The organism is Prochlorococcus marinus CUG1433, assembly GCA_017644425.1.
GTDB lineage: Bacteria > Cyanobacteriota > Cyanobacteriia > PCC-6307 > Cyanobiaceae > Prochlorococcus_A > Prochlorococcus_A marinus_U.
The window spans coordinates 653,197-679,622 of sequence record JAEPLN010000001.1 but is presented as its reverse complement, the minus strand read 5'-3'; the positions used below and the strand labels follow the sequence as shown (position 1 = coordinate 679,622).

At 30.8% G+C, this 26,426-nt stretch carries 32 protein-coding genes and 1 tRNA gene; 14 read left to right on the top strand and 19 right to left on the bottom strand.

Annotated features, from left to right (window positions below):
* Positions 1-29 precede the first annotated feature (29 nt).
* From JJ842_04040 to JJ842_04030, 3 genes are all read right to left on the bottom strand, one after another.
* Positions 30-824, bottom strand: a complete 795-nt coding sequence (locus JJ842_04040; GenBank protein MBO6971079.1) for a photosystem II manganese-stabilizing polypeptide — start codon at positions 822-824, stop codon at positions 30-32.
* A 217-nt stretch (positions 825-1,041) separates the two neighbouring features.
* Positions 1,042-2,298, bottom strand: a complete 1,257-nt coding sequence (coaBC, locus tag JJ842_04035) for a bifunctional phosphopantothenoylcysteine decarboxylase/phosphopantothenate--cysteine ligase CoaBC (GenBank protein MBO6971078.1) — start codon at positions 2,296-2,298, stop codon at positions 1,042-1,044.
* The gene (locus tag JJ842_04030) at positions 2,288-2,509 is read right to left on the bottom strand and encodes a DUF2555 domain-containing protein (protein ID MBO6971077.1); all 222 of its coding nucleotides are present in this window, start codon (positions 2,507-2,509) and stop codon (positions 2,288-2,290) included. The genes coaBC and JJ842_04030 overlap by 11 nt, the downstream gene beginning before the upstream one ends.
* Positions 2,510-2,724: 215 nt before the next feature.
* Between JJ842_04030 and JJ842_04025 the strand changes: the two genes are divergently transcribed.
* A complete protein-coding gene (locus tag JJ842_04025; protein ID MBO6971076.1) occupies positions 2,725-2,925 on the top strand; it encodes a hypothetical protein in 201 nt (66 codons plus the stop codon).
* A gap of 5 nt (positions 2,926-2,930) precedes the next feature.
* Positions 2,931-3,272, top strand: coding sequence for a DUF565 domain-containing protein (locus JJ842_04020; protein ID MBO6971075.1), 342 nt, complete (start codon positions 2,931-2,933; stop codon positions 3,270-3,272).
* A gap of 2 nt (positions 3,273-3,274) precedes the next feature.
* Here the strand turns inward: JJ842_04020 and JJ842_04015 are convergent, their stop codons facing one another.
* Positions 3,275-4,291 carry an aspartate carbamoyltransferase catalytic subunit gene (locus JJ842_04015; GenBank protein MBO6971074.1) on the bottom strand — a complete coding sequence of 339 codons (1,017 nt, stop codon included), beginning with the start codon at positions 4,289-4,291 and terminating at the stop codon, positions 3,275-3,277.
* A gap of 21 nt (positions 4,292-4,312) precedes the next feature.
* Positions 4,313-4,882 carry a DNA-3-methyladenine glycosylase gene (locus tag JJ842_04010; GenBank protein MBO6971073.1) on the bottom strand — a complete coding sequence of 190 codons (570 nt, stop codon included), beginning with the start codon at positions 4,880-4,882 and terminating at the stop codon, positions 4,313-4,315.
* Positions 4,883-5,076: 194 nt separating this feature from the next.
* Here JJ842_04010 and gatC point away from each other — a divergent pair, with 194 nt between their 5' ends.
* Complete coding sequence (gene gatC / locus JJ842_04005) at positions 5,077-5,370, top strand: Asp-tRNA(Asn)/Glu-tRNA(Gln) amidotransferase subunit GatC (protein MBO6971072.1); 294 nt, start codon at positions 5,077-5,079, stop codon at positions 5,368-5,370.
* A gap of 1 nt (position 5,371) precedes the next feature.
* Here gatC and JJ842_04000 read toward each other — a convergent pair whose 3' ends face one another.
* Complete coding sequence (locus JJ842_04000) at positions 5,372-6,391, bottom strand: fatty acid desaturase (GenBank protein MBO6971071.1); 1,020 nt, start codon at positions 6,389-6,391, stop codon at positions 5,372-5,374.
* Positions 6,392-6,561: 170 nt separating this feature from the next.
* Between JJ842_04000 and JJ842_03995 the strand changes: the two genes are divergently transcribed.
* From JJ842_03995 to ileS, 3 genes are all read left to right on the top strand, one after another.
* Positions 6,562-6,643 (top strand) — tRNA-Leu (locus tag JJ842_03995).
* Between the two features lie 79 nt (positions 6,644-6,722).
* Positions 6,723-7,163, top strand: coding sequence for a hypothetical protein (locus JJ842_03990; protein ID MBO6971070.1), 441 nt, complete (start codon positions 6,723-6,725; stop codon positions 7,161-7,163).
* Between the two features lie 121 nt (positions 7,164-7,284).
* Complete coding sequence (gene ileS / locus JJ842_03985) at positions 7,285-10,191, top strand: isoleucine--tRNA ligase (GenBank protein MBO6971069.1); 2,907 nt, start codon at positions 7,285-7,287, stop codon at positions 10,189-10,191.
* Here ileS and JJ842_03980 read toward each other — a convergent pair.
* Entirely contained in the window at positions 10,188-10,523 is a 336-nt protein-coding gene (locus JJ842_03980) for a hypothetical protein (GenBank protein MBO6971068.1), read from the bottom strand. The genes ileS and JJ842_03980 overlap by 4 nt on opposite strands.
* Entirely contained in the window at positions 10,483-11,106 is a 624-nt protein-coding gene (locus JJ842_03975; GenBank protein MBO6971067.1) for a DUF3177 family protein, read from the bottom strand. Before JJ842_03975 ends, JJ842_03980 begins: the two co-directional genes overlap by 41 nt.
* A 121-nt stretch (positions 11,107-11,227) precedes the next feature.
* On the opposite strand from JJ842_03975, the gene trmB reads away from it, so the two are divergent.
* Positions 11,228-11,857, top strand: coding sequence for a tRNA (guanosine(46)-N7)-methyltransferase TrmB (gene trmB / locus JJ842_03970; protein MBO6971066.1), 630 nt, complete (start codon positions 11,228-11,230; stop codon positions 11,855-11,857).
* 11 nt (positions 11,858-11,868) lie between these two features.
* Here trmB and glmM read toward each other — a convergent pair whose 3' ends face one another.
* Complete coding sequence (glmM, locus tag JJ842_03965; protein MBO6971065.1) at positions 11,869-13,221, bottom strand: phosphoglucosamine mutase; 1,353 nt, start codon at positions 13,219-13,221, stop codon at positions 11,869-11,871.
* A gap of 137 nt (positions 13,222-13,358) precedes the next feature.
* Here glmM and JJ842_03960 point away from each other — a divergent pair, with 137 nt between their 5' ends.
* The gene (locus JJ842_03960) at positions 13,359-13,904 is read left to right on the top strand and encodes a thioredoxin fold domain-containing protein (GenBank protein MBO6971064.1); all 546 of its coding nucleotides are present in this window, start codon (positions 13,359-13,361) and stop codon (positions 13,902-13,904) included.
* Between the two features lie 3 nt (positions 13,905-13,907).
* On the opposite strand, the gene JJ842_03955 is transcribed toward JJ842_03960, so the two are convergent.
* From JJ842_03955 to JJ842_03945, 3 genes are read right to left on the bottom strand one after another with little or no spacing between them, the layout of a single operon-like run.
* Positions 13,908-14,540, bottom strand: a complete 633-nt coding sequence (locus tag JJ842_03955) for an FAD-dependent thymidylate synthase (GenBank protein ID MBO6971063.1) — start codon at positions 14,538-14,540, stop codon at positions 13,908-13,910.
* 1 nt (position 14,541) lies between these two features.
* Positions 14,542-15,135 (bottom strand): dCTP deaminase, encoded by a 594-nt coding sequence (locus JJ842_03950; protein MBO6971062.1) that lies wholly within the window; start codon positions 15,133-15,135, stop codon positions 14,542-14,544.
* Between the two features lie 4 nt (positions 15,136-15,139).
* Complete coding sequence (locus JJ842_03945; GenBank protein ID MBO6971061.1) at positions 15,140-15,721, bottom strand: cob(I)yrinic acid a,c-diamide adenosyltransferase; 582 nt, start codon at positions 15,719-15,721, stop codon at positions 15,140-15,142.
* A 200-nt stretch (positions 15,722-15,921) separates the two neighbouring features.
* Between JJ842_03945 and ntcA the strand changes: the two genes are divergently transcribed.
* The 3 genes from ntcA to JJ842_03930 are packed head-to-tail and all read left to right on the top strand — an operon-like array spanning position 15,922 to position 18,103.
* On the top strand, positions 15,922-16,656 hold the full coding sequence (gene ntcA, locus JJ842_03940; GenBank protein ID MBO6971060.1) for a global nitrogen regulator NtcA: 735 nt from the start codon (positions 15,922-15,924) through the stop codon (positions 16,654-16,656).
* 39 nt (positions 16,657-16,695) lie between these two features.
* On the top strand, positions 16,696-17,655 hold the full coding sequence (locus JJ842_03935; protein MBO6971059.1) for a DUF3084 domain-containing protein: 960 nt from the start codon (positions 16,696-16,698) through the stop codon (positions 17,653-17,655).
* Between the two features lie 7 nt (positions 17,656-17,662).
* Positions 17,663-18,103 (top strand): hypothetical protein, encoded by a 441-nt coding sequence (locus JJ842_03930; protein MBO6971058.1) that lies wholly within the window; start codon positions 17,663-17,665, stop codon positions 18,101-18,103.
* On the opposite strand, the gene JJ842_03925 is transcribed toward JJ842_03930, so the two are convergent.
* The 3 genes from JJ842_03925 to psbH form a co-directional block, all read right to left on the bottom strand.
* Positions 18,081-18,338 carry a DUF3146 family protein gene (locus JJ842_03925; protein ID MBO6971057.1) on the bottom strand — a complete coding sequence of 86 codons (258 nt, stop codon included), beginning with the start codon at positions 18,336-18,338 and terminating at the stop codon, positions 18,081-18,083. The two genes, JJ842_03930 and JJ842_03925, sit on opposite strands and share 23 nt — an antisense overlap.
* Before the next feature lie 3 nt (positions 18,339-18,341).
* Positions 18,342-18,944 (bottom strand): aminoacyl-tRNA hydrolase, encoded by a 603-nt coding sequence (locus JJ842_03920; GenBank protein MBO6971056.1) that lies wholly within the window; start codon positions 18,942-18,944, stop codon positions 18,342-18,344.
* Between the two features lie 175 nt (positions 18,945-19,119).
* Positions 19,120-19,320 carry a photosystem II reaction center protein PsbH gene (gene psbH / locus JJ842_03915; protein MBO6971055.1) on the bottom strand — a complete coding sequence of 67 codons (201 nt, stop codon included), beginning with the start codon at positions 19,318-19,320 and terminating at the stop codon, positions 19,120-19,122.
* A gap of 79 nt (positions 19,321-19,399) precedes the next feature.
* Here psbH and psbN point away from each other — a divergent pair, with 79 nt between their 5' ends.
* The 3 genes from psbN (at position 19,400) to JJ842_03900 (ending at position 21,838) form a co-directional block, all read left to right on the top strand.
* A complete protein-coding gene (psbN, locus tag JJ842_03910; protein ID MBO6971054.1) occupies positions 19,400-19,552 on the top strand; it encodes a photosystem II reaction center protein PsbN in 153 nt (50 codons plus the stop codon).
* Positions 19,553-19,679: 127 nt separating this feature from the next.
* Positions 19,680-19,808 (top strand): photosystem II reaction center protein I, encoded by a 129-nt coding sequence (locus tag JJ842_03905; protein MBO6971053.1) that lies wholly within the window; start codon positions 19,680-19,682, stop codon positions 19,806-19,808.
* A gap of 23 nt (positions 19,809-19,831) precedes the next feature.
* Entirely contained in the window at positions 19,832-21,838 is a 2,007-nt protein-coding gene (locus tag JJ842_03900) for a DUF3769 domain-containing protein (protein MBO6971052.1), read from the top strand.
* On the opposite strand, the gene leuD is transcribed toward JJ842_03900, so the two are convergent.
* Genes leuD through JJ842_03880 form a run of 4 tightly spaced genes read right to left on the bottom strand, consistent with a single transcriptional unit; the run spans position 21,839 to position 26,424 of the window.
* Entirely contained in the window at positions 21,839-22,462 is a 624-nt protein-coding gene (leuD, locus tag JJ842_03895; GenBank protein MBO6971051.1) for a 3-isopropylmalate dehydratase small subunit, read from the bottom strand.
* Positions 22,462-23,868, bottom strand: coding sequence for a 3-isopropylmalate dehydratase large subunit (gene leuC, locus JJ842_03890; protein MBO6971050.1), 1,407 nt, complete (start codon positions 23,866-23,868; stop codon positions 22,462-22,464). Before leuC ends, leuD begins: the two co-directional genes overlap by 1 nt.
* A gap of 13 nt (positions 23,869-23,881) precedes the next feature.
* Positions 23,882-25,156 (bottom strand): competence/damage-inducible protein A, encoded by a 1,275-nt coding sequence (locus JJ842_03885; protein MBO6971049.1) that lies wholly within the window; start codon positions 25,154-25,156, stop codon positions 23,882-23,884.
* Complete coding sequence (locus JJ842_03880; GenBank protein ID MBO6971048.1) at positions 25,153-26,424, bottom strand: serine hydroxymethyltransferase; 1,272 nt, start codon at positions 26,422-26,424, stop codon at positions 25,153-25,155. Before JJ842_03880 ends, JJ842_03885 begins: the two co-directional genes overlap by 4 nt.
* Between the last annotated feature and the right edge of the window lie 2 nt (positions 26,425-26,426).

The window sequence follows — 26,426 nt, the reverse complement described above, 5'->3', positions numbered from 1 at the left end:
TTTAACCCCCTTTTTCTCTTGAGTAGGATTTATGCCTTTCTTCCGTAAAGCTCACCAATTATTTTTACATCAAGTGGATCCTTTGAACCCATATCTGTATCTGAAGGTTGGATAGCTTCAAAAGTACCCGCAAATTCGTCTGTGTCAGAATCTACATTTTTGATTGAAAGAGTAATAACGCCAGTGCCATTTACATCAACTTTAATATTTTCTTTTGCAAGTTCTTCATCATCTCCTCCTAATGCCACTAACCCTTGAGCATATTCAACACCAGTATTTTTAGCTCTTGCCTTAGGATCTAGAAAATCACCAGTTCTGTAGTTTGGTGTAAATGTTGAACCACTAACCTCAGTGCCTGGCTCAATAGATGAAGGTAAATCAGCTTTAAGATCTTTTGCTGAGAATGCAAATGGCACCTCTAAACCACCAGGAGTTAATACAGTAATAAGTTGAAAATCAATACCCCCCTTTTCAGTGAAAGTTCCTGAATCTATATCTCCATAAACTTCAGTCACTGTGGTGTTATTTCTAGGACTAATAATTTTTGTAGAAACAAATTCTGCAGCTTTACGTTTTGTCCCTGGCACTTTTACATAAACTTCTGTTGGATGCATGCATATTCCTTTAAGGCTATCTCCATTCCCTAGAGATATTGATCCGACAAGAGATGAGTCTAATGTAGGGCAATCATTAGCTTTTCCTGTGTTAACAACATCTGTAAATTGTGCATTTCCTCTCTCAGAAAAAGCAAATGTTTTAACAGGTACGAAAGCAAAAGTTATACAAATTGAAATAACAAAAGCTAAGAAAGAACGAATTCTCATAATTAAAGTTGCAGTAAAGTTCTGTGACGATAGATTAAAGGTCATCTAATAAGTTCAGTACGGATATTACAAGGGAAAGGACCATAAAAGTTAGGACTATTAAATCCTCGAAACAACCCGTAGCTTTTTAGATCTTAAAAAACTGGAATTATTTTAAGCTATAACATTATTTTTAATGATTAAGATTACAAAAAAATACAAATTAAAAATTTTTTTTTTATTTTTTTAATGAAATAATTTGGGTTAGTAATTTATTTGCTAAATCAATTTTTGATGTTTTATTAATGTAGTGTTCCATATTGTTTGTATCGAATAGCCAACCTTCATTTTGTGCCAAAAATCCAAATCCTTGGCCTTTAAGATCAATTGGGTTTGCGAATAGATAATCACAACCCTTTTGGATAATCTTTTCTTTAATTGCCATTCGTGCGTCTTCGATAGATCCTGTAAAAGCGCAAAAGCCTACAAAAACTTGGTTATCTTTTTTTGATTTACTAATTGTTTTTAAAATATCTGGGACTAGCTCAAAGTTTTGATTCAAATGAGCATTAATTTGATTTTTTGGAATTTTAGCTGAAGTATCAGAGGTTATCTTGAAATCAGAAACTGCTGCATTCATGAAAAAATAATCGCAATTTGATATTTCATTACTTAGTGCCCTAATTAAATCAACACTATTTTCAATTTCATATCTTTTTATTCCATCAGTAAGATTCTTATCTATTTTCAGAGGCCCATGAACATATTTTACTTTTGCTCCTCTGAACCTCGCTACTTGAGAAAGAAGTAGGCCCATAGCTCCAGAACTTTTGTTAGTAATGTGTCTTGCCGCGTCAATTTTCTCTGAGGTACACCCTCCAGTTATTAAAATTTCTTTATTAAGTAAATCTTTGCGATATTCATTTTGTTTGAGTGAAGCTATAAATTCAAGAGCTAATTGGATTAGATCATTTGGAGGTATCTTACCGATGCCAATAGCATCACATGCTAAGAGGCCTTCACTTGGTTCCAAAGACAAAATATTTTTGTAATTCTGTAAATTCTCATAATTTTTTTGGACAGCTTTATTTAGCCACATTTGTGTATTCATTGCTGGTGCAACAATAACTGGCTTTATATTTGCTATTAAGATGCTGGGGATCAATCCCTCTGCATTTCCAGTTACCCATTTTGCTAATGTTGTCGCTGTTAAAGGCGCGGTGATTAAAATATCAGCCCAATTACTTAGTTCTATGTGAAGAGGTATTGATTGACTATTTGACCATTGATCATTTTCTAAAATGCATGGGTTTCTACTTAGAATAGAGAGAGAAAGTGGCTTTATTAATTTTTCTGCATTTTTTGATAAAACGCATCTTATTTCATAATTTTCTTTCGCTAGTTGGCTAACTAATAATGGAATTCTTACAGCTGCGATACTTCCAGTTATTAATAAAAGAACCTTTATTTTGGAGTTCTTACTTTTAGTTTTCATCGAAGGGTTCTTGATCAAGAAGATGTATATAATCAGACGTTAATTCAGGTCTATTGATTGCGAGGGCCCTTAGTAAATGCCAGTCTTTTAAACCATCAAATGGTGTCTTATAATTGTCTTCTTCTAGCCTTGTTGCAAGCTCCAGGGTCATTTTTTCATCAAATGACTTGACTACTTCCTCACTTATTTTATTTTCAGAAACAAATTCCATATTGAATTTAGCCAATAATCTTATAATAAAGCCTCAAGTTATAGTTTAAAGTCGATGGAAGTATTAAGTACACATTTTCAAAATTGTAAAAATTTAGAAGGTATTATTTTTTTTGAATTTTTATTGAGCAATTTATCTTCATTCTCAATCATAAATATGTAAAGTCTCGATATTAGAAATTTTTTTCTTAATATAAGTTACAATTTAGACCCAATATGTCACAAAACAAGAGAGAGCAGGTCACTAGTCACTTACGTTATTTAAGGCAAGAACTTAGAGAAATGCATTTAGGAATTAAAGAGGATGATCTTTTTCCTGAACCTGGCGAACTTAGAGGACTCATTGCCCAGTTAGAGGCGTTACTTGAATTAGTAGAAGGAAATACTAGAATTCAATCAAATTCTGATGTAGCTTAGTTGAAATGGTTTTTAGACCTCAAAAGACAAATTTTCAACTAAAGATTGTAGAAAACATTCAAACAATAAGTATTTGGGCTAATAATCCTTGGAGAAGATATTCAATATCCTTAATAATTCTTTTAATTGGTTACTTTTTAGGAAGCTCACTTGGTATGGTCAGCGCAGTTGTGGAACTTATGGATCCAATATCAGCTTTCTTATCTGTTCTTTTAATAGAAGCTTTAATAGCTCTTAGAAGAAACTTTAGATTTGAAAGGACAAAGAAATTTTTAGTACTTACATTAGATTCCTTAAGATTAGGTTTATTTTATGGCTTTTTTACTGAGAGTCTAAAGTTGCTTTAAAATTATTTGTTGCATTTCTGTAATAAGTAAAGTAGAGCCATTCTTATTGGTATCCCATTTGCAACTTGATTATTGATTAAACAATTTTTGTATTCGTCTACTACTTTACTACTGATTTCAATTTCTCTGTTGATAGGTCCAGGATGAAGAATTGGAATTTCTTTACTGTTCAAAGATAATTTCTCTGGGGTTAAACCATAATCCAAGCTATACGAATCAATGCTACTTAGTAAATTCTCCATCATTCTCTCTTTCTGTAGTCTTAAAACAATAATTGCATCTGCAATTTTAATTGATTCTTCCAATGATCTAGAAATTGTTATGGAACTTCTTGATTTCACAGGATCTTCTATTTGATTTGGTACTGGGTTTTTAAAAAAGTTTATAAATTCGTCTGGTATTAATGTTTTAGGACCACATAAAATTATGTCTGCGCCGAATGCACTCAAAGCCCAAAGATTTGATCTTGCAACTCTTGAATGATTAACATCTCCAATTATTAAAATTTTTTTGGAATTTAAAATCTCTGGACTAAGTGATTCTTTTGAGAAGAATTTTATTAATGTATAAATGTCTAGTAATCCTTGGCTAGGGTGACTATGTAATCCATCTCCAGCATTAAGTACAGAAGTCTTGGAATTTATTGAATCAAGTTTCTTGGCTATCTCAAAGGTTATGTAACTTGATGAATGTCTGATGACTAATGTATCTGCACCCATAGCAGAGTAAGTTATGGCTGTATCGATTATTGTTTCGCCTTTCGTTAAGGAACTAGAGGATGGCGCAAAAGTTTGTACATCTGCAGATAGTCTTTTTGCTGCAAGTTCAAAGCTATTTTTTGTTCTTGTACTAGGCTCAAAAAACAAGGAAGTTACCAAAGTACCCTGTAAAGCCGGTATCTTTTTCGTTCCTGCATCCTTAAGTGCATCAAATCTATTAGCCAATTCAAATACTGATTTGTAATCTTGAATTGAAAAATTAGCAAGTGTATGGATATGTTTATGAGGCCAAGTTTGCATTACGATTATAAAAATAAATGATTATTTGAATTTAGGTGATCTGTCACCTTTTAATCTTTTACTTACACTCCTACTATTTTTGAGATACCAACGCCATTTTATATTTTTTGCCTTGGATATGCCAATTCTCGTAGTTTGAATAATATCTTTTTGCTTTAAAATTGACTCTCTTTGAGAAATCCACAAAAAATTGTTATTAAGAACTTCAAGAGAGTCTAGTGAGATGTCAATACCGAATGTCTTAGTAACTAAACCAGGACCTGAAGCTAATCTTTCACTCTTGTTAGGGATAAAAACTGACCTGATTAATACACCACTAGCAAAATTTTCTTTATCAGTAACTATGTTTAAACAATGATGAATGCCATAAGATTTGTAAATATAAAATGTTCCAGGTTTTCCAAATAATGATTTATTTGATTTGGTTATTTTACGGTAACCATGACAAGACTCTTCTTCCTGTGAATAAGCTTCGGTTTCAACTATCATCCCCTTAAATTTATCTTTCTCGTTATTTTTATTTATTAGGTAACAACCTATTAAATCAGGGGCAACTAGTCTAGAGTGCCGATAAAAAAAATTTTTTGGCAGTAATTTTTCTTCTATTTTTTGATACCGCTCTAATATTATTTTTAGCTAAGAAAGATAATTGAGTCTATGTAATTGAGATTATCTTTTTAAAAATGTGATTATTTATTTTTACTTAATTATTTGAAATTCATAGAATGTATGAATTAAAATAATATTAGATAAAATAAGTTTTAAAAACTAAGTTCACTTAAGGTATGACAAAAATAACTAAAGATGAAGTAGAAAAAGTTGCCAATTTGGCTAGATTAGAACTGAACGGGGATGAAATTAATAATCATGCAGAACAATTAGAAAAAATATTGGAATATATAAAACAACTTGAAAAAATTGATACAGTTGATGTCCCCTGTACAACAAGAGCGATAGAGGTAATTAATGTATTTAGAAAAGATGAAAAGAAAGATTCTGATTGCACTGAAAAGCTTTTGGAGTTGGGTCCATCCAGAGAAGATAAATACTTTAAAGTCCCAAAAATCATAAATGAATGATTTAGTTGCTTCCAATAAATGTCTTATTAACTATCCTTAAGAAAAATTTCTTTAATTTATATCCTGGGTATAAATTTATGATTTTTCTTATTTTCCCTCTCTTTTTGCTGTGACTCCTAATACCAATTAGTAAATCATAAATAAAATTATAAATGTCTTCTTTACTTTCAAATATACCCACTCTTTGAGGAGAACCCTTCATGTCTAATAAAGGCTTAGTTTTTTCATAAGCAATTTTATATTCAAACCAAGGGATTGAAGGCCAAAGATGATGAATGAGGTGGTAATTTTGGCCCATTATTAATAAGTTCATAAACCTGCTTGGATAAACTCGTGAATTTATCCATTTATTTCTTGACCGAAAAGGTCTGTGAGGAAGATAATCAAAAAATATTCCTAAAGTTACTCCTACCATTAATGCTGGTCCGAACCATAAATTATAGATTAAATTCATAAAGTCAAATTTTATTCCAGCCAAGATTATTGTTATAAAAATCGATCTTTCAATTCCCCATTGTAATAATTCATATTTTCTCCAAAGTTTTCTTTGAAAGAAAAAAACTTCATGATAAAAGAATCTTGGAGCAATTAGCCAAATAGGACCAAAAGTACTAACAATGTGATCTGGATCATGTTTTGGATGGTTCACATGAATATGATGTTGTAAGTGAACTCTTGTAAAAACAGGGAAACTGAATCCTAAAAGAATTGCTGAGCCGTGACCCATTGCTTGATTTATCCATGGAACAGGATGTGCGGCTTTGTGACATGCATCATGAATAACTGTTCCTTCTATATGTAAAGCTAAAAAAGCAGTAGCTACAAGTAAAGGTAGAGGCCAAACGCCTCGATACCATTGCCAAACGCTAAGAAAAGCTAGAAAGTAACCACCAAAAAAAAGAACTAATGTTGGATTCCAAAAATTTGGTGGATCAACGTAATTCTTAATCTCCCTTTGCCAATTAAAAGATTTTGAAGAATTAGTAACTTTTTGTGTATTTTTATTAGTTAAGTTTGAAATCGTTTCTAATATTCTTTGAACAATATAACTGATATTTTTAGATGATTGTATGCTTAAATTAAAAAAAAATTTATTGAATAGATGTTTAATTAATTTTTATGTGTCAAATTAATGATCATAAGTTAAAAATATTTTTAAAATAAACCTCTTTCAATTATTATTTTATTTGAGCGGTCGTGGCGGAATTGGTAGACGCGCGAGTTTTAGGTACTCGTATCTTCGGGTGTGGGAGTTCAAGTCTCCCCGACCGCATTTAAGGAAATTCTAATACAAAGTTTATTTATACATATCAACTTCTTATAATTTGTTTGAAAAATCATAATTAAATAAATTGATTGTTTTTTTAGGATCTTTTTATATTTTTATTGGAACAATATTTTTATTGGTACCATTAATATATCTCGAGCTTGGCAGGCCAAAAGACTTAATTAAAGCTTTTTTAAACTTACTGACAGGCGTCATATTAATAATTAAAAATAAAACCATCGATGAATTATTTTTGGTAATTTTATTTCTAATAACATTAATATTTGTTTTATATTTAGTAGAACTTTTTTTATCTAGATGGAATCAACTAACAGATAAAGAAAAGAAAAAATTACTTACTTTTTTAGAATTCAAGAATAATCTTTCAAAAATATATGAGGCTGTTAATCTTGGGATTAGGAAATCTAAAAAAGGCTTTAGTTTTTTAAATTTTGACAGCAATAACCAAAGAATAATTTTTAAAAAGTGGGTAAGAAATGATAAAAATGATAATATAAAATCTTAAAATAAGATCCATTTGTTATTAAAAATATGCCCAAAATACTATAGTTCAATTAAGTAAAGAATGTAGTAAATTAGATTTATTTAAATTATTCTTTTCATCACCAATATTTCCTTTTCGTAGAATGAAATCCCAAAATAGCAAAGAACAAAAATCTGACTTTTCTTATAAGGAAACTTTAAATTTACTCAAAACTGACTTTTCTATGCGTGCTAACTCAGTTGTAAGAGAACCTGAGATACAGGAATTTTGGGCTAAAAATAATATTGATTTCGAATTAGGTTCAAACAACTCAGGTGAAAAATTCACACTACATGATGGCCCACCTTATGCAAACGGAGCACTTCATATGGGTCATGCTCTTAATAAAGTCCTAAAAGACATTATAAATAAGTACAAAACCTTGAGAGGATTTCGGGTCCATTATGTCCCAGGTTGGGATTGTCATGGACTTCCTATTGAATTAAAAGTGCTTCAGAATTTAAAATCTGATGAAAGAAAGAATCTTGATACTCTAAATCTAAGGAAAAAAGCAACAGATTATGCATATGTTCAAATAAAAAATCAAATGGAGGGTTTTAAAAGATGGGGTATATGGGGAGATTGGGATAACCCTTACTTAACCCTTAAGAAAAGTTATGAATCTGCTCAGATTGGAGTATTTGGCAAAATGTTTTTAAATGGATACATATATCGAGGACTTAAACCTGTCCATTGGAGTCCAAGTTCAAGGACTGCACTTGCAGAAGCAGAATTGGAATATCCTGATGAACATTATTCAAAAAGTATTTATGTTTCTTTAAAAATCACTAAAGTACCTGAAGAAATACAATTTAAATTCTGCCAAGAAAATCCTAATTTGAAAAAGGATATATTTCTAAAAAACTCTTTTATTACTATTTGGACCACTACACCCTGGACTATCCCTGCAAATGAAGCAGTTGCAGTAAATCCAAACATAAAATATGTTTTTGCTCTTGATGAAGAGAATAGAATATACCTTTTAGCAAAAGAGTTATCTTCTATAATTAGTAATAAATTTAATAAAGATTTAAAGACTCTTTTAGAGGTTAAAGGAGCTTTCTTGGAAGATATTGAATATCGACATCCCACTAAGAATAAAAATTGCAGAATAGTTATTGGAGGGGATTATATTACTACGGAATCCGGCACAGGAATTGTGCACACTGCACCAGGTCATGGGATAGATGATTTTAATGTTGGAAAAAAATATGATCTTCCTACAACTTGTGTGGTTGATGAAAGAGGCAACCTTAATGAATATTCAGGTCAATTCAAAGGTTCGAATGTCCTTAAAGACGCAAATGAATTAATTATTGATCATTTAAAGGAAAATAATTTGCTACTACTACAAGAAAATTATAAGCATAGATATCCTTATGATTGGAGAACCAAAAAACCAACTATTTTTAGAGCAACAGAACAATGGTTTGCGTCAGTAAATGGCTTTAGATCATCCGCATTAAAGGCAATTGAAGAAGTTGAATGGATGCCAGCGACTGGGAAAAAAAGAATTCATTCTATGGTGGTTGGTCGAGGGGATTGGTGTATTTCTAGACAAAGATCGTGGGGAGTTCCAATTCCTGTTTTTTATGAAAAAAATGGTAATGAAATCCTATTAAACAGCGAGATAATTAATCACATTCAAAAACTCTTTAGTGAACATGGAGCAGATATTTGGTGGGATTGGGATGTAGAGAATCTATTGCCAGAAAAATATTTAAGTGAATCTGATCGATGGAAAAAAGGAACAGATACAATGGATGTTTGGTTTGATTCTGGATCTAGTTGGGCTGCAGTATGTGAACAAAGAAGTGAATTAAAATATCCAGCAGATCTTTATTTGGAGGGCTCAGATCAACATCGAGGTTGGTTCCAGTCTTCTTTGCTGACCTCAGTTGCAGTCAATAATAAACCTCCTTATAAGAAAGTTTTAACTCATGGCTTTGCACTTGATGAAAATGGAAGAAAAATGAGCAAATCTTTAGGAAACGTCGTTGATCCAAATATTATTATTAATGGTGGTAATAATAAAAAAACTGAACCTGCTTATGGTGCTGATGTTCTTAGGCTTTGGGTAAGTTCTGTAGACTATTCAGTAGATGTTCCAATTGGTTCAACTATACTTAAGCAACTATCAGACGTATATAGAAAAGTTCGTAATACTGCTAGATATCTTATAGGGAATATCCATGATTATGACCCAAATATTGAAAGTTTTGAAATTGATCAATTGCCGCTCTTAGATCAATGGATGTTAGGCAGATTGGTAGAGGTTACAGATCAAATATCAAATGCTTATGAAAATTATGAATTTTCAAAATTTTTTCAAATCTTACAAAGTTTTTGCGTTGTAGATTTATCAAATTTCTATTTGGATATTGCAAAAGATAGGTTATATGTAAGTTCTAAATCACAATTTAGGAGAAGATCATGTCAGTTTGTCATGTCTAAAGTTGCAGAAAATTTAGCTGTACTTATTTCCCCAGTACTTTGTCATATGGCAGAAGATATTTGGCAAAATATTCCATATAAAACTAAGGAAAAATCTGTTTTTCAAAGGGGGTGGCCAATCTATTCGAAGTCATGGAAAAATGAAATTCTTAATGAGCACATTGCAAATTTAAGAAACTTGAGAGTTGAAATTAACAAAGCAATAGAAGGATGTAGAAACAAACAAATAATTGGAGCAGCTTTAGAAACAGAAGTGAATTATTTACCTGAAGATAAAGTTGTAAAAGATTCTCTGAGTTGGCTAGATAAATTTGGCAATGAAGACGTAGATTTATTTAGGGATTGGCTTATAGTTTCAAAATTTCAAGTGGTCACTAATTTGGTCGAGAATTCTTTAATTATAGATAATAATCAATTGGGTAAAATTCAAATATCAAAAGCTTATGGTCAAAAATGTGATAGATGTTGGCATTATGAAAAAGAAACTTTTAGTGGAATCCAAAATACAAAATTATGCAAAAGATGTTCAAACATCATTAATCTTGAATTTAATTAAATCCAATTTTTGTGATTCAAAAAATAAACTGGATTTTGATTTTCTCTTATAAAGTCTTCTTTGGTTTCTGTAAGTGGTGACTTATAAAGTTTAAAGTTTGTAAGTACATAATTAAATCCTATAACTTTTTTTTCTAAATCTATTTCAATTGGATGGGTAGTCGAGCTACTGAAACCTTTAAAAATAATTATTTCTAAATGTTCTTTATCCTTATTACTATAAATGAAACCCTCTAGTTTGAGGATTCTATTAGGTATTAATGAACTTATTTTTTCAAGATTATTTAATAAATCAATTTCTGCCATTTTCTGAGAAGCATGAGTTTCTTCCATTTTTAGGGAATTTAATTATTGACCATTGAATCAAACCTAAAGTATAAATTAATAATGAGAATAATCCTAAATATTTTGCTATTGGCTGAGTAAAGTTAGCTCCGAAGAAAAAATTAAATAAATTTTTGAGAATAATATAGAAATTTGAAGAAGGTTGAATCCATATTCCACATGCAGTCGAATTAATAAAAGAAAAGCAGCTAATGTTTTGTAAACTTTGAATTAAGAAATTGAGAGATACAAATGTTAAGGACCACCTCCATACTTTTGTAGTTGTGATTAGGGAGCAAGAAAAATCATATTCTTTAAATTCATCATTAATATCGTTCCAAAACCAGACTGATATTGTCACTAATATTATTGAAATATTTGTTACGGTTAATGCATAATTGTATTTACCTATTAAAAGTAAAAGGCTTATAAAAAATAAAAGAGATATTTTCCAATATATTGATAAAAGTTTAACAACTGCTTTATTTCTTTTTTTAATTGACCAAAAGGATAATGTGATAGGAATGCCAACAAGGAAAACTATTGAAAGTTGAAAAGATAGCCAAATCGAAAGTTGATTAAAAACGTCCAAAACTTTTTCTTTTTACATACATAATCATTAAACATCAAACTGTAACTTTTTATCTTACTATTGTCATAGTTATGAATATTATGCAACTTTGCATTATTGCCGTAAATAAATTCATAATTGTATGAGACAGCATGTAAATCCACTTAGTAGAAATTTTGATGAAATTGAAAGAATACCATCTTTGGCTGAGATGTTTGGTGATTCTAATTTGAATCTTCATTTGGATATAGGTTGTGCTGCTGGTGATTTTCTATTTGATTTAGCTAAAGTTAATTCAACCTGGAATTATATGGGAATTGAAATCCGTGAAAGATTAGTTAAGACTGCCAAATTAAAAGTTCAAGAAAGAGAGATTAAAAATTTATATTTTGCATTTGGCAATGCTAATAAAATTTTGAATAATGACCAAAGTAAATTTATTCTCAAAAATGCGAGAAGTATTTCTTTTAATTTTCCGGATCCATGGTTTAAAAATAGACATCATAAAAGGCGTGTAATTCAGCCAGAGTTTATAAATATTCTCTCAAGTTCATTGCAAAAAGGATCCCTAATTTTTATAAAAACTGATGTAAAGGATTTATTTGATTATATGAATTGCATCATATTAAGTAGTTTAAATTTTAAGACAATAGCTAAAAAAGATTTTAATTATTCCGAAAGTTTTAATCCAAATAAAGTTAAAACTAATAGAGAAAAGTATGTGATTGTTAACCAACTTGATATTTTTGAGAGGATTTATAAAAAAATATGATTCATAATTAATTAATTAATTATTTTTTTTATTTTTAAAAAGAGTTTGTTTGTTATTTCTCTTGATAAACAATCAACTTTCTTCTGATCTTTAGCCTCAACAAGAACTCTTATTAGGGGTTCTGTTCCACTAGGTCGTATATAAACTCTACAGTTATCTGAATAAATATCTTGAAAATTTTCTATTGTTTGATCAATTAAAATTTTGGTTCTTGGATTTATTTTATTAATATTGAAATCAATATTAATATTGGTCAATTTCTGAGGATAAGGGTCGAAACTACTTTTAAGCCATTCATTTAAAGTGACATTTTTCTTTTTACAGTACTTAGAAATTTGAAGTGCAGTTAATATCCCATCTCCAGAAAAGTTATTAATTTTTGAAAGGATATGACCTGACTGCTCGCCTCCTAGAACGGCTCTTTTTTTCTTTATTGCGTCATGAACGTATTTATCTCCTACATCAGTTCTATATAAAATACCGCCAGTTTTGTTCCAAGCTTTTTCAAAACCTAAATTTGCCATTTGAGTTGATATGAGTAAATTATTTGGGAGAATTTTTTGTTTCATAAGTTCTCTACCCCAAAGAAATAGAATATGATCTCCATCCAATACATTGCCATGAGAATCTAATCCAATTACTCTATCGGCATCCCCATCAAAGCTAAATCCTATATCGGCAGGAATCTCTGTCATTGCTTTTTTTAATGGTTCGAGGTTAGTAGAACCACAATTCATATTAATTTTTAAACCATTTTTGGAGTTATTAATAACTCTTACATCTGCACCGAGATTCTGAAAAATTTTTTTTGCGCAGGTTGTAGCTGATCCATAGCATGTGTCTAATAATATTTTCATGCCACTCAAATCCTCTCCATCCATTGTTTGGATTAGGCTTTTCATGTATTCATTCAAAAGCTCCTTATTTTTTTTTAAAGGAATCTCTTTTGTGATAACTGATATATTTTTACTTGACTCTTCAACTAATTTTTGAATTTTATTTTCAAAAACTTTAGTAATTTTTTGACCATTATGATCAAAGATCTTTATACCATTGTATTCAGGGGGATTATGACTAGCAGATATCATTATTCCACTACTCAGCTTCTCTTTTTTGATTAAAAAAGGGATAGCTGGGGTAGGGCATATTCCGAGATTGATAAATTCTTTACCACTTGCATCAATACCTTCCGTTATTGCTTGTAACAGAATATCTCCACTAATCCTTGTATCTCTCCCAATTAATATTGGATTATTATTCTCTAAATTCGAACCTAGAGCATATCCAACTTTATAGGCTAGAGAATAAGTTATCTCTTCATTAAATTTTCCTCTTATTCCGTCAGTTCCAAAAATTGATTGCATAATTAGATTTCAGGATTCAAAGATATTTTGATAATTATTTAATTCCTATCTTATCAGTTGATTAAAAGATGATAGATTGAAATTCTCTTTATTTGTTTAACTTATTTAAGATATTCTTAGTTAGTAAGTTTTTAATAATGCAATCAAAGAGTGGAGAACCACTTTTAAACGAGAATTTAAGAGCAATAGTAGTCTCTTTTATCGCTATTATAATTGTTTCTTTGGTTCTGTTTAGAGAGCTCTTGTTCCAACCAAATTATCTTCTTAAGAGTTTTGGAGAATTATCTGTTGAACCTGAAATAGCTTTTAAAAACAATAAACCTACTTTCCTTGAATTTTATGCAGAGTGGTGTGAAGTTTGCAAAGAGATGGCTCCAAAAGTATCTAACTTAAAAGAAGAATACGAAAAAGATATCAATTTTGTTTTTTTAAATGTTGATAATCAGAGATGGGAAAATTATATCCGAAAATTTAACGTCAATGGAATTCCTCAAGTTAATCTTTTTGATAAAGAAGGTAATTTAAAATCTACTTTTATAGGTAAACAAGATGAAATAGTAATAAGAGAATCTTTAGCTAATTTAGAGGGAGGGCCTGAGTCTTCTGAAGAAATTCTTAATTCTGAGTTTTCAATCAAAAAAGAAAATAAAAATTACAGGACAGCGCCTCGAAGTCATGGATAACTTCTACCAATCTAGAGATTTTGATACAACCGGGAAACTTTGTTTGAAAATAGATTTGCAATTTTGGGCGATAGCCTTGTGTTCTTCTTGAGTACCGTGAGCTGATCTAAGATTAATGTAATGTATCCATGACCTACATGAACCAGACATGTAGATTCTCGTTGGAGTTGCTAATGGTAAAACAAATCTCGCACATTCTTTAGCTATCCCTTCAGAAAGTAACTCTTCATATAATTCTGATGCAGCTTTAAAATGTGAAGAAATTTTTCCATTAAATCGTTTTTTTAATTCATCAGGAAGGTCAGGGATAGAATTTTGCCTATTTTTAAAATCTTGTCTCCTTAATTCTGGTAGAGGGATATTTCCCAATTGAGTACTATCTGCATATCTCTGTGAAAATTCCTGAAAAGTAAATGATCTATGTCTCAATATTTGTGCTGCTATTCCTCTGTTCGTTTCTATTTGTAAAGTCATAAATGACTGTTCAAATACACTCCAATGTTCATTTTTAATGCAATAACTCAGTAATTTCGAATAATCTTCATTTTTCTGATTGCTGGGATTACTGACTCTAGCAATATAAGCCATTGTTTTTTCTGCATCAGGGGTTAACGAAATTAGTTCAACTTTACTCATCTTAGATCTTTGCTAGAGTTACTTTCTCTGGTTGATTTTGATATTTACCTTTTCTATCTTCATACGTGGTTGAACACGGATCTCCTTCAAAAAAAAGTAGTTGACAGATACCTTCGTTAGCATAAATTCTGCAATCTGCACCTGAACTATTACTAAACTCTAAAGTTAGATGACCTTCCCATCCTGCTTCAGCAGGCGTTGTGTTCACAATTATTCCTAGCCGTGCATAAGTACTTTTACCTATGCAGATAACAGTTATATTTTCTGGTACTTTCATTTTTTCTAAAGCTACACCTAACCCATAGGAATGAGCAGGAAGAATAAAAAATTCTCCATCATCATCGTGATGAAGAACAGTTTTTTCTAAATTATCAGGATTAAACCTTTTAGGATTCATTACAGTACCAGGGACATGTCTAAAGATTAGAAATTCTTTTGATGAAAGTCTTAAGTCATATCCGTAAGAGGAACATCCATAACTCAAAACTGGGTTTTGTTTATTATCAGGCTTAAGATGGCGCACTAAGTTTGATTGGAAGGGATTTATCATACCTTCAGAGGCTTGTTGATTTATCCAGAGATCATTTTTGAGCATTGTTTTATGAGCGAAGTTCAGTAATTTGGTTAGCCATTAATAATAAATCTTTAGGAATACCTGTACCAGTTAGGATTACATCTCCTGAAATAAATCGGTTTTCAAGTGTTGAAATCAAATCATCTTTATCAATAATCTTCATTTCAATAGCGAGAAAAATTTCATCCAGTATGATTTGATCATTTTCACTAGATAGTAATTCTTTTTTGCAAAAATTCCATAGTTCAAAAGTAGATTTGTGAATAGATTTTTTCAAATCTTTATTTTTTTCAATTTCTTCAGAATTATATTGATCAAAGGAATGTGATGATCTTATCCAAGTCAAATTACCACAAAGTTTTACTGGATTAGCAATTCCTTGTTGAACTCCTCCTTTCATGAATTGCACTAAAAGTACTTTCCTGCCAAGAGCAGCATTTCTTAGTGAGTCTCTAATGACAGAGGAATAACTTCCTCTATAAGAGGATTGATAAATCTGGATCTGACCGTTATGTGAAACTTTTTTTAAGTTATTTTTTTTGGCAGTATTTATTTCTACAACATCAAGATTAGTTCTGGGAAAACTATTAGGTGAGCTAATTACCATTATTTTAGATTCCTTTCTATATACAGTATAATTATGATTTATTAACGCTGCATGTAGTGTAATTTTACTTAAAAAAATGTTGGCAAACTCGAAGATAGATGAGAGAAGTTTATAGAGAAATGAATAAGAATTAAAAACTGTTACTGTTGATACAAGATATTTTATGGTGTCTTCTTAAATTTCAATGAGTAAAGATATTTATGTTACCTTCTTCTCGAGGATTCAGCCGATTCAGTTCTCAGCAGCCTGGACAAAATAAAATCAATTCTGTTGGCGAACGTTTTCCAATTAATAGAACTTTAATGGAAGTAATTAAAGGTCTAGAGGGTGCAAGCACAGAAATGGTCGAGAGATCTAAAACAATTTTTTTCCCAGGGGATCCTGCTGAAAGAGTTTATCTGATTAGAAGAGGAGCGGTAAGGTTGTCAAGAGTTTATGAGTCAGGGGAAGAGATAACTGTTGCTCTTTTGAGGGAGAATAGTCTTTTTGGCGTTTTATCTCTTTTGACAGGCCATAGATCTGATCGTTTTTATCATGCCATAGCTTTCACAAGAGTTGAAATGATAACAGCACCCGCAAATTCTGTTTTAAGAGCAATAGAGGAGGATGCGTCAGTAGGGCTATTATTGTTGCAAGGTCTTTCAAGTAGGATTCTTCAAACAGAAACAATGATAGAAACACTCACTCATAGAGATATGTCTTCACGTCTAGTAAGCTTTTTAATGGTTCTTTGCAGAGACTTCGGAGTTGCAAGCGAAAAAGGTATTACTATAGATTTACGACTTTCACACCAAGCTATTGCTGAGGCTATTGGTTCAACAAGAGTAACGATTACAAGATTATTAGGAGATTTAAAGGATTCCGGTCTGCTTACAATTGAAAGAAAAAAGATTACAGTATTTGACCCAATAGCGCTTGCAAAAAGATTCAATTGATTCATCATTGACTATGATGTGTTGAGTTTGTGAAGAAGAGTGGCCTCGATTTTAATTGTTTTTTTAATAATACTCGGAGGATTAATTGCACCATTTGGAGATCTGCTTGGAACAAAGATTGGAAAAGCAAGATTTAGTATCTTAAGACTAAGACCAAAAAAAACAGCCACAATTGCAACCATAATTACTGGAGGTTTTATTAGTGCAACATCTATAGGATTATTAATTTTAGTTAGTGAGGAATTTAGACAAAGACTATTTGTTGATATTCCTTTTTTGCAAAAAACTGTAGAAGAAAGTAAAAAGGCGCTTGTTCCTTTGCAGGAAGAAAGGAAGATGCTAGAAGATAAAATTAATGATAAAGAAAGGGAATTAAATAAACTAAAAAGTGACATTAAAGAATTCAGAAGAGGCAACGTAGTTATTAAAAGAGGCCAAACTTTATTTATTGCAAAAGTTACTTCTAATCCAAATATAAAATCAGACCTAGGAAAGATTTATAATAGTGCTGATAGATATGTTCAAAAAATTGTAATTCCTAGTAAAAAAGAAACAAAGAATATACTTTTGTGGCGACCTAGCGATATTTCTAAAATTGAGAAGGTCACTGCTAAAGATGGAAATTGGATCATATTGATTAAATCAGCAACAAATATTTTGAAAGGAGATAATTTTGTTTTCGTGTATCCTGAATTACTGCAAAATAAAATGATCGTAAGAAAAGGTGAAGTTATTACGAGCGAAATTTTTGAAAAAAATGAACTTAATTATAAAAATATCAATTTAATAATTAAAACTTTGTTGACAAAAACAAGGGATAAAATTAAGTCAAGAGGGTCAATAGTTAACGAAATTACTACAAGGGGTAACTTTATTAAACAAATAAAAGATTCGTTAAATATAAATCAAGGAATTAAATATAAATTGGAAGTGGTATCTTTAAAAGATAGTAAAACTGCTGACCCAATTATTATTGAATTGAGTATATCTGAATTTTAATCCTAAGATGTTTAAAATCATATCTATTGACCCTGGTAAGTGTAAATGTGGTTTGGTATTGGTTGATATGGATAAAAAAAAAGTTGATCAAGCAATAGTTATTAACACCAAATTTTTGGCTAAATACGTAAAAAATCTTAAAAGTGTTGAAAAAATATCAAAAGTAATAATGGGTAATGGGACAACTAGTAAAGAAAATATAGAAAAACTTGAATTTATCAAGAAAGATCTAATTGTTTTTGAAGAGAGAAATACAACTTATAGAGCTAAAAAAAGGTTTTTCGAACTTTTTCCAATAAAGGGATTAAAAATTCTAATCCCAAAAGAGTTTTTTATTATGAATAAAAATCTAGATGCAATTTCAGCCTTAATAATTTTGGAAGATTATTGTAATGATAAATTTACTTTGGATAAAGATATAGACATTAAAACTTGGCTGAAATCATGAATTTATATTCGCTTCCTGCTTCTAGCTGATAATCTTTTTTTAAAAGAAATCTTAATAATGAATCTTCAATTAATGCTCTCCCCAAGGGAGGGTTTACAACGAGTATTCCGTTCCCAAATGACCATGTGAATTGCCATTTAAACTGACTAGCTTTTACTGTCCCTTTGACTTCCCGTTTGGCAAAACAATACTCTTGTATATTTAGATATACGGTTGTCTCTGGCCTAGACCTCATCAATTAAATTTGTACCTGATTGAAAGAATTTAACTCAGTAATAATATAATCTTCTTTTTTTGAATTTAAATGTTCTAGCGATTCATTTATTTTTAAGCAAACTTTATCTAATATTAATTTTTCTTCTGCAGATATATTTCCTAGTACATGAGAAATAACATTGGCGCTAGTAGAATTTTTAATTGTTTTAGGTGAGCCGATACCCACTCTAATCCTATTGAAATTTTGAGTTTTTAAGTTCTCAATTATATTTTTAAGACCATTATGTCCACCAGAACTTCCTTTTTTTCTAAATCTTATTTTCCCAATGGGAATATCCATATCATCAACGATAATAAATAATTGATTTAAATCTAATTTATACCAATCAACTATTGCTTTTACAGCCTCACCACTTTTATTCATAAAAGTGTTTGGCAAAAATAATCTGTAAGTTAAATTGTTAATTTTAAGTTCTGAATATCGGCTTTTTAATTTATTTTTCAAAATAAATTTCGAATTATATTTTTTTGAAAATTGTTCAAGTACTAAAAAACCTATATTATGCCTATTTTTCTTATATTCTTTACCAGGGTTACCCAAACCAACTATATATATTTCATCCATATACTAGAGTAAGTTTATTGCTAATGAAATTATAATTTGAAATCAAGCATACACTAATGATTTTTTAGGTAAGAAAATTAAAAAATTGAAAATTCATTATATATTTCTTAATTTATTAACTTAAAAAATACAAAAAGATTTGGATTATTAAGTAAATTTCCTAGTAACCTTTAGTTTAGTTACCATTCCAATCAACTGAAAAGCCTTGAAGAAGCAAAGATTGATTATAAATTTGCAGAAGAATAACTAGGAAAACTAATAAAAGTAATCCAATGATAGTCATAACTGGTACCGCACCCCAACCAGGGACAACTTTACCTTGACCAGAATTACCAATTGCCTTTAAAAGATTTCCTAAAGCAGTTTTTTGACCCATGAGAATTCACTAAATCGAATATTATTTCGTTATTGTATAAGAACTAATACATAAATTGTTTACAAACTTAGCAAAATTGATGCAAACTTTATCATCAGCTCCAGATCCTGCAGTTTCCATAGCAGTATCAATATTGGCATTATTATTAGCTTTAACCGGCTTTGGTCTATGGACTGCATTTGGACCTAAAGCAGCTAAGCTTACAGATCCCTGGGATGATCATGACGATTAATTTACTTTATTGAACAATTAACTTAATAAAGTATTTCAAAATTTACCAAAAATACAAAAAGTAAACCTTTTACCATAATTTATATAATATTTTAATAGGATATAATTCTGTCAGTAACTTCACTTCCATGCTTGCACTAAAAATTTCTGTTTACACAATCGTTTTTTTCTTCGTAGGAATTTTTCTTTTCGGATTTTTAGCAAGTGATCCCACAAGAACTCCGAATAGAAAAGACTTAGAAAGTCCACAAGATTAAGCTATTAATTACACTTAGTTAAATTGATCAAAGGAATTTCAAAAAAGGTAATATTAACTTCTTTTTTGTTTATTAATTTTATACAGCCATCAAAATCTGCTGAACTTCAGAAAATTAATAATAAAACTAATAATGAAGCTTTCAAATTATTTTGGAAACAAAAATCAAATAAAATAATTTCATCTGAAAGGAATATTAAAGGTATTCATAATTTTGAAAAATTTTCTTATGATGAAGAACTTTTAAGCAAATATTCAGAAATATCTTTAGCTGTTAATAGTGGTAAAAATCAAGAGTTAGTAATCAAGTCTGATAGACAATCTGAATTAAATAATGTTATTACTGCAGAAGGCAATGTTCTAGTTGAATATAGAGAAAAAATTCTTAAAGCCGATAAATTAATTTATGATAAGTCAACTAAAAAAATAAGTGCTAATGGGAATATTGCTTTGATAACAGAGAACCAAATCTTTAAAGCTTCGAAGTTTGAGTATAGTTTTATTGATGAAAAGGGCTATTTATTAGATGTTAAGGGATTTGTAAATACCAGTGCCTTGCTGGATGACTTATCTTCAAAATTCAAACTATCAGATTCTAGTAAAATTAAAAGTTTAATTGAATTAAAAAAAAAGGAAGTATCATATAGCCCTGGAAAGGTTGAAAATTGGTTGTTTTTCACTGACGAAATGACTATAGATGGGGAAAGATGGAGAAGTAAGAAGGCTGTTTTTAGTAATGATTTACTTGAATTGAAACAAGTTAAATTGGTAATTAATTCATTAGAAGTTATTTCTGAAGAGAAGAAATTAAGATTTAAGTCATCTTTAAATTACTTAATATTTGATGAAACAGTATCAATTCCATTTTGGCTTGGAGAGAGAACTTTAACTAAGGATGAAGGATCTATTAAATTTAAAAACAGATGGGATATAGGATATGACAATTTAGATAAAGACGGCTATTTCATTGGCAGGAAATTTAATTCAATTGATATATCTGATGATTTTGTTCTTGATTTAGAGCCACAGTTTCTAATTCAACGTTCATTAAAAAATTATACAAACAGTTTTGTAGAGAATGATGATTCAATTACTTCTGAAAAGGTCAAGAGAAATGTAAGTTTTGAAGATTTTATTGCTCTCAAATCTAAGATTAAAGGAAAAATTAATAATTGGGATTTAGAAGTAGATAAAAATTTAAATTCTCTTGATTTTGATAAGTTTTCAGATGCTTTTAGATTAAAAACTAAATTAAGTAAAGAAATTAATTTTTTAGGTTCAAAATGGGACAAAAGCTTTTATGGCATTTATAGAGAGAGATTTTGGAACGGTTCTTTAGGAGAAGTGGAAATTTATTCAGGTTATGGTTCAAAATTACAAAAAGAAAATACTTGGGTTGTCGATGGAATTAAAAAGACAGAAATTTTGTCTATGGGTTTGGCTAACATAACAGCAGAGGCTTTAAATACAAAATATCTGGTAACTAAACAAAAAGGTAACTTTTTCTATGCTCTAGATCAGAAATTTCCTCTTATTATTAAAGATCCTGGAGATAAATCTATTGATATTTCATATAAGTACGTACCTGAACCAATTATTAAAGGATTAAGTCTCAATACAAGATTAGAAGCATCATATTCTTTCTATGAAAATGGAGATCATCAAAAATATTTAGGTTTAGGCTTAGGCCCGGAATTAGTATTAGGTGATTTAAAAAAAAATATATTTGATTATACTCGCATAAGCCTTTTCCCTTTTTATAGATTTAATAGTGGAGAAAGTGTTTTTAAATTCGACCAAAATAATGATAAGTTCACTTTAAATATTTCTTTTGATCAGCAATTATTTGGACCAGTAGTTATTAATAGTGCAGGTACTCTAAATCTAACAAATGATTCAGATAGTTACGGTGAATTTATTGATTCTAAAATCTCAGTAAATTGGAAAAAAAGATCCTATGAATTTGGAATTTTCTATCAACCTCATAACCAAGCAGGAGGAATTTCATTTAAACTCTTTGGATTTCAGTAGCTATAAGAAATCAATATTAAATCTTAAATAGGGTAAATCATTGAATTTATTTTCAATAAGGTTTTCATTTTTAAGAAGCGTTGTAGTTGCATCCCATTCTCCACTTAAAAACATTTTTCTTGAGCTCTCTTTAATCTCAAGGTTAAAAATTAAATTTTTTGATTTTGCTATGGAAGTTTTTAAATCAATTTCTAAGTTCAAACTTTTATTATCGCTATATTTTTGAATATCTTGTATTGATTTCTTGGGAAGCGTTAAACATGGAATTCCAATTGCAATACAATTGCCGTAAAAAATCTCAGCAAAACTCTCACCTATTATTGCTCTAATACCCCATCTCATGAGTGCTTGGGGAGCATGTTCTCTGCTGGAACCACACCCAAAATTGCTATTAACTATCAATATTGAGGCATTCATATTTGCTTTTAAATCAAAAGGATGTTTTCCCTTTAAATTTTCTCTATCGTCTTCAAACACAGATTCTCCCAAAGAATCGAAATTGATACACTTTAAAAAACGCGCAGGTATTATTCGATCTGTATCAATATCATTACCAACCAATGAGATGCATTTCCCCTTTATGTTTGCAATTTTTCCAATTGGATGATTAAATTCAGATTTCATTAGTTAATAAATTCTCGAACATCACTGACTTTGCCATTAATAGCAGCAGCAGCTACCATTGCTGGACTCATTAGAAGCGTTCTGCCGCTTGGAGATCCTTGTCTACCTTTGAAATTTCTATTACTAGAACTGGCACTAACTTGATTACCTACAAGCTTATCTGAATTCATTGCTAAACACATTGAACATCCTGGCTCTCTCCATTGAAATCCAGAAGATTTGAATATCTTGTCAAGTCCTTCTTTTTTTGCTTCGTTGGCTACTTTTTCTGAACCGGGTACTACAAATGCTTTTACATTCTCAGATACTTTTTTGTCTTTTAATACTTTTGCTGCGACTCTTAAATCACTTATTCTCCCATTTGTGCAACTGCCAATGAAACAAACTTCTACAGGAGTACCTTTTATTGATTGTCCTGGCTTGAAACTCATATATTCGTAAGCCTCTTGAGCAACGAATTTGTCATTTGGGGACAATTCATCTAAAAGAGGGATTTGTTGATTAATACTTATACTTTGACCAGGAGTAATCCCCCAGGTTACGGTAGGTTCTACTTTAGAAGCATCTAATTTAATTACATCATCGTAAATCGAATTCTCATCACTTTTTAATGATTTCCACCAACTGAGAGCTTTATCCCAATGTTCATCTTTTGGAGCACATAACTTATTTTTAATGTAACTAAAGGTCTTTTCATCAGGGTTAATGTAGCCGCATCTTGCACCTCCTTCAATAGACATATTGCATATAGTCATTCTTTCTTCCATTGATAATGCATTGATCGCAGGCCCTGCGAACTCATATGCAAAACCCACCCCAGCCTTAACGCCAAGTTTATTAATAATATGAAGAACTAAATCCTTAGCATAAACCCCATTTGATAATTGATTTTCACACCATATTTGCCTTACTTTTAATTTGTTCATGGCTATGGTTTGGGTTGCAAGAACATCTCTTACTTGGCTTGTACCTATCCCAAAAGCAATTGATCCAAAAGCTCCATGTGTTGAAGTATGTGAATCTCCACAAACGATTGTCATTCCTGGCTGTGTTAGCCCCAACTCTGGAGCTACTACATGAACTATTCCTTGATTGCCACTACCAATATTAAAGAATCTTATTTTATGTTCTGAGCAATTCTTCTCTAATGTGCTAATCATTTGTTCCGCAAGATTATCTTTGAAAGGCCTACTCTGATTATCTGTGGGCACAATATGATCAACTGTGGCAACAGTTCTATTAGGGAATTTTACTTTTAAGTTTTTGTCTTTTAAAGCACCAAATGCTTGAGGACTTGTCACTTCATGGATGAGGTGAAGACCAATAAAAATTTGATCTGAGCCACCAGGAAGACTTGAAACTTTGTGCAAATTCCAAACTTTGTCAAATAAGGTATCTTGACTCAATTTGTAAAAAAAATTACTTACTATTCGATAATAGGATTAATCGTAAGCTGTTCAAACACACATTTACACTTAGTGTTTGAATTTCAAATCTATTGCGAGTTGAGTTAAATATTTTTTTCATATTACTAATATGATTATCTGGTCCTGAAATAGAAATATAGACAAGTCCAACAGGTTTTTCTTGACTGCCTCCGCTAGGACCTGCTATCCCACTGATTGCTATTGCCCAATCTGCTCCTAATTTCTCTTTTACATTAATTGCCATAGCCTGACAAACTTCTTCAGAAACAGCCCCATATTTATTAAGCATGTCTTCCGAAATATTTAATAATGAATTTTTTAGCTCATTACTGTAAGAAATTATACTGCCTTTAAAAACTTCAGATGAGCCTGATATTGATGTTAGTGATGATGAAAGAAGGCCTCCGGTACAGGATTCAGCAAAAACAATAGTTTCTTTTCTTTTGGCTAATGCTTTTATTAAAACGCTAGGGAGAGTATCCTGATCTTCACCAAAAAGAAATTTAGAAAAATTTTTTTTTAATTTTTCTTTTACAGGTTTTATTATATTTTCAGCTTCTAGATCATTCTTTGCTCTAGCTGTGATTCTGAGTTTAACCTCCCCTAAATTTGCATAAGGAGCTACAGTTGGATTCTTAAGATTTAAAAGATCGTCAATTTTCTCAGTAATGCTAGATTCTCCAATACCTGAGAATTTAAGCGTAGTTGAAAAGAAAGAATAATTATCTGAGAATTTATTTTTAATAAATTCAAATGCAGTTTTTTCCCACATAGTTTTCATTTCACTTGGTACTCCAGGGAAAGTAAGAATGGTAAATCCTTTTTTTGGTTCCCATATCATTCCTGGGGCGGTGCCCCTAGGGTTATTAATAATTTGAGCATTTTTTGGAAAGAAACATTGTTTCTTCAAGCTAGAGGAATCGTCTTTGAGCTTTGAGTTTGAAAGTTTTTGTTTAATTTCATTCCATAAGTGCGGTCTTTCAAAAAGAGATACATTAAAAGATTTGGCTATTGCTTCAGTAGTTAAGTCATCTGGGGTGGGTCCCAAGCCACCGGTTGTAATTAGAAGATTACTTCTTTTTGATATTTCTTGAATAACTTTTATAATTCGATCACAATTATCACCCACAGTTGATTGCCTAAAGTGGTTTAAGCCTAGTTGAGATAACTGTTCAGAAATCCATTGAGCATTTGTATTTACAATATTTCCTAAAAGTAGCTCTGTTCCAATAGAAAGAATTTCAACTCCCTTAGAATTGGAATTCATTTAATTGATGCTTGGAGTTTGCCTTCATAAAGAGGAAAACGATTACATAAGGTTAATACTCTTTCTTTACATTGACTTTCAATCAGTGAATCGTTTGGATTAAGTAATCTATCAGCAATAATTTCGCCAACTTCAGCAAAAGCACTTTCATTAAATCCTCTAGTTGTTAAGGCAGCAGTACCCAACCTTAGCCCGCTGGTAACAAAAGGTGATTCAGGGTCAAATGGAACAGTATTCTTATTTGCCGTGATATTCACTTCGCTTACGAGCAAGTCAGCAATTTTACCAGTCATATTGATACTTCTTAAATCTAGTAAAACAATATGATTATCAGTGCCTCCACTAACGATATCAATACCTTTATTGATTAAAGTTGAAGCTAGAACTTTGGCATTTTTTATTACTTGTTGGGAATAATTAACGAAATCTGGCTGTAAAGCTTCTCCAAATGCAACTGCTTTAGCGGCAATAATATGTTCTAGAGGCCCCCCTTGAGTTCCAGGAAAAACAGATTTATCAAGTTTCTTCCCAAATTCGGCATCTTTACATAAGATGAGACCCCCTCTAGGTCCCCTTAATGTTTTATGCGTAGTCGTAGTTACTACATCGCAGTAAGGTATAGGATTTGGGTGAAGTTTACTTGCAACAAGCCCTGCGATATGAGCAATATCAGCCATTAAGTATGCACCAACTTCATCTGCAATGTTTCTAAATGATTCAAAATCTATTGTTCTTGGATAAGCGGAGTATCCGCAAATGATTAATTTTGGTTTTATTTTTAATGCTATCTCTCTTATTTCATCAAAATTTAATTCACTAGTTTCTTTATTTACTCCATAGTGAACTGCATTGAACCACTTGCCACTCATATTTACTGGAGACCCATGCGTTAGGTGTCCACCATGAGATAAATCCATCCCCAAAATTGTATCGCCAGGTTTAAGTAGACTTAGGAAAACTGCTGCATTTGCCTGTGCTCCACTATGAGGTTGAACATTAGCCCAATTTGCATTAAATAATTTTTTAGCCCTTTGAATAGCTAATTCTTCGATTTCATCAACAAATTCACATCCCCCATAATATCTTTTTTGAGGTAATCCCTCAGCATATTTATTTGTAAGGACTGATCCTTGAGCCTGCATAACGGCAATTGATGCAAAATTCTCACTTGCTATCAGCTCAAGATGAGTTTCCTGTCTATTTTTTTCAGAGTCTATAAAGTTAGATATTACAGGGTCGCTTTCTTTAAGACTTTGATGAATATTCATTA

Excerpts from the sequence above, each read along its gene's own strand:
- JJ842_03920 (MBO6971056.1), bottom strand. The coding sequence starts at position 18,944 with ATGGATGAAATATATATAGTTGGTTTGGGTAACCCTGGTAAAGAATAT.
- trmB (MBO6971066.1), top strand. The coding sequence starts at position 11,228 with ATGAGACAGCATGTAAATCCACTTAGTAGAAATTTTGATGAAATTGAA.
- JJ842_04030 (MBO6971077.1), bottom strand. The coding sequence starts at position 2,509 with ATGGAATTTGTTTCTGAAAATAAAATAAGTGAGGAAGTAGTCAAGTCA.
- JJ842_03885 (MBO6971049.1), bottom strand. The coding sequence starts at position 25,156 with ATGAATTCCAATTCTAAGGGAGTTGAAATTCTTTCTATTGGAACAGAG.
- JJ842_03945 (MBO6971061.1), bottom strand. The coding sequence starts at position 15,721 with ATGGTAATTAGCTCACCTAATAGTTTTCCCAGAACTAATCTTGATGTT.
- JJ842_03980 (MBO6971068.1), bottom strand. The coding sequence starts at position 10,523 with ATGGAAGAAACTCATGCTTCTCAGAAAATGGCAGAAATTGATTTATTA.
- JJ842_04025 (MBO6971076.1), top strand. The coding sequence starts at position 2,725 with ATGTCACAAAACAAGAGAGAGCAGGTCACTAGTCACTTACGTTATTTA.
- JJ842_04020 (MBO6971075.1), top strand. The coding sequence starts at position 2,931 with ATGGTTTTTAGACCTCAAAAGACAAATTTTCAACTAAAGATTGTAGAA.
- ntcA (MBO6971060.1), top strand. The coding sequence starts at position 15,922 with ATGTTACCTTCTTCTCGAGGATTCAGCCGATTCAGTTCTCAGCAGCCT.
- JJ842_04015 (MBO6971074.1), bottom strand. The coding sequence starts at position 4,291 with ATGCAAACTTGGCCTCATAAACATATCCATACACTTGCTAATTTTTCA.
- JJ842_03880 (MBO6971048.1), bottom strand. The coding sequence starts at position 26,424 with ATGAATATTCATCAAAGTCTTAAAGAAAGCGACCCTGTAATATCTAAC.
- JJ842_03905 (MBO6971053.1), top strand. The coding sequence starts at position 19,680 with ATGCTTGCACTAAAAATTTCTGTTTACACAATCGTTTTTTTCTTCGTA.
- JJ842_04040 (MBO6971079.1), bottom strand. The coding sequence starts at position 824 with ATGAGAATTCGTTCTTTCTTAGCTTTTGTTATTTCAATTTGTATAACT.
- ileS (MBO6971069.1), top strand. The coding sequence starts at position 7,285 with ATGAAATCCCAAAATAGCAAAGAACAAAAATCTGACTTTTCTTATAAG.
- JJ842_03950 (MBO6971062.1), bottom strand. The coding sequence starts at position 15,135 with ATGCTCAAAAATGATCTCTGGATAAATCAACAAGCCTCTGAAGGTATG.
- JJ842_03930 (MBO6971058.1), top strand. The coding sequence starts at position 17,663 with ATGTTTAAAATCATATCTATTGACCCTGGTAAGTGTAAATGTGGTTTG.
- psbN (MBO6971054.1), top strand. The coding sequence starts at position 19,400 with ATGCAAACTTTATCATCAGCTCCAGATCCTGCAGTTTCCATAGCAGTA.
- glmM (MBO6971065.1), bottom strand. The coding sequence starts at position 13,221 with ATGCAATCAATTTTTGGAACTGACGGAATAAGAGGAAAATTTAATGAA.
- JJ842_03925 (MBO6971057.1), bottom strand. The coding sequence starts at position 18,338 with ATGAGGTCTAGGCCAGAGACAACCGTATATCTAAATATACAAGAGTAT.
- psbH (MBO6971055.1), bottom strand. The coding sequence starts at position 19,320 with ATGGGTCAAAAAACTGCTTTAGGAAATCTTTTAAAGGCAATTGGTAAT.
- JJ842_03960 (MBO6971064.1), top strand. The coding sequence starts at position 13,359 with ATGCAATCAAAGAGTGGAGAACCACTTTTAAACGAGAATTTAAGAGCA.
- gatC (MBO6971072.1), top strand. The coding sequence starts at position 5,077 with ATGACAAAAATAACTAAAGATGAAGTAGAAAAAGTTGCCAATTTGGCT.
- JJ842_03955 (MBO6971063.1), bottom strand. The coding sequence starts at position 14,540 with ATGAGTAAAGTTGAACTAATTTCGTTAACCCCTGATGCAGAAAAAACA.
- coaBC (MBO6971078.1), bottom strand. The coding sequence starts at position 2,298 with ATGAAAACTAAAAGTAAGAACTCCAAAATAAAGGTTCTTTTATTAATA.
- leuD (MBO6971051.1), bottom strand. The coding sequence starts at position 22,462 with ATGAAATCTGAATTTAATCATCCAATTGGAAAAATTGCAAACATAAAG.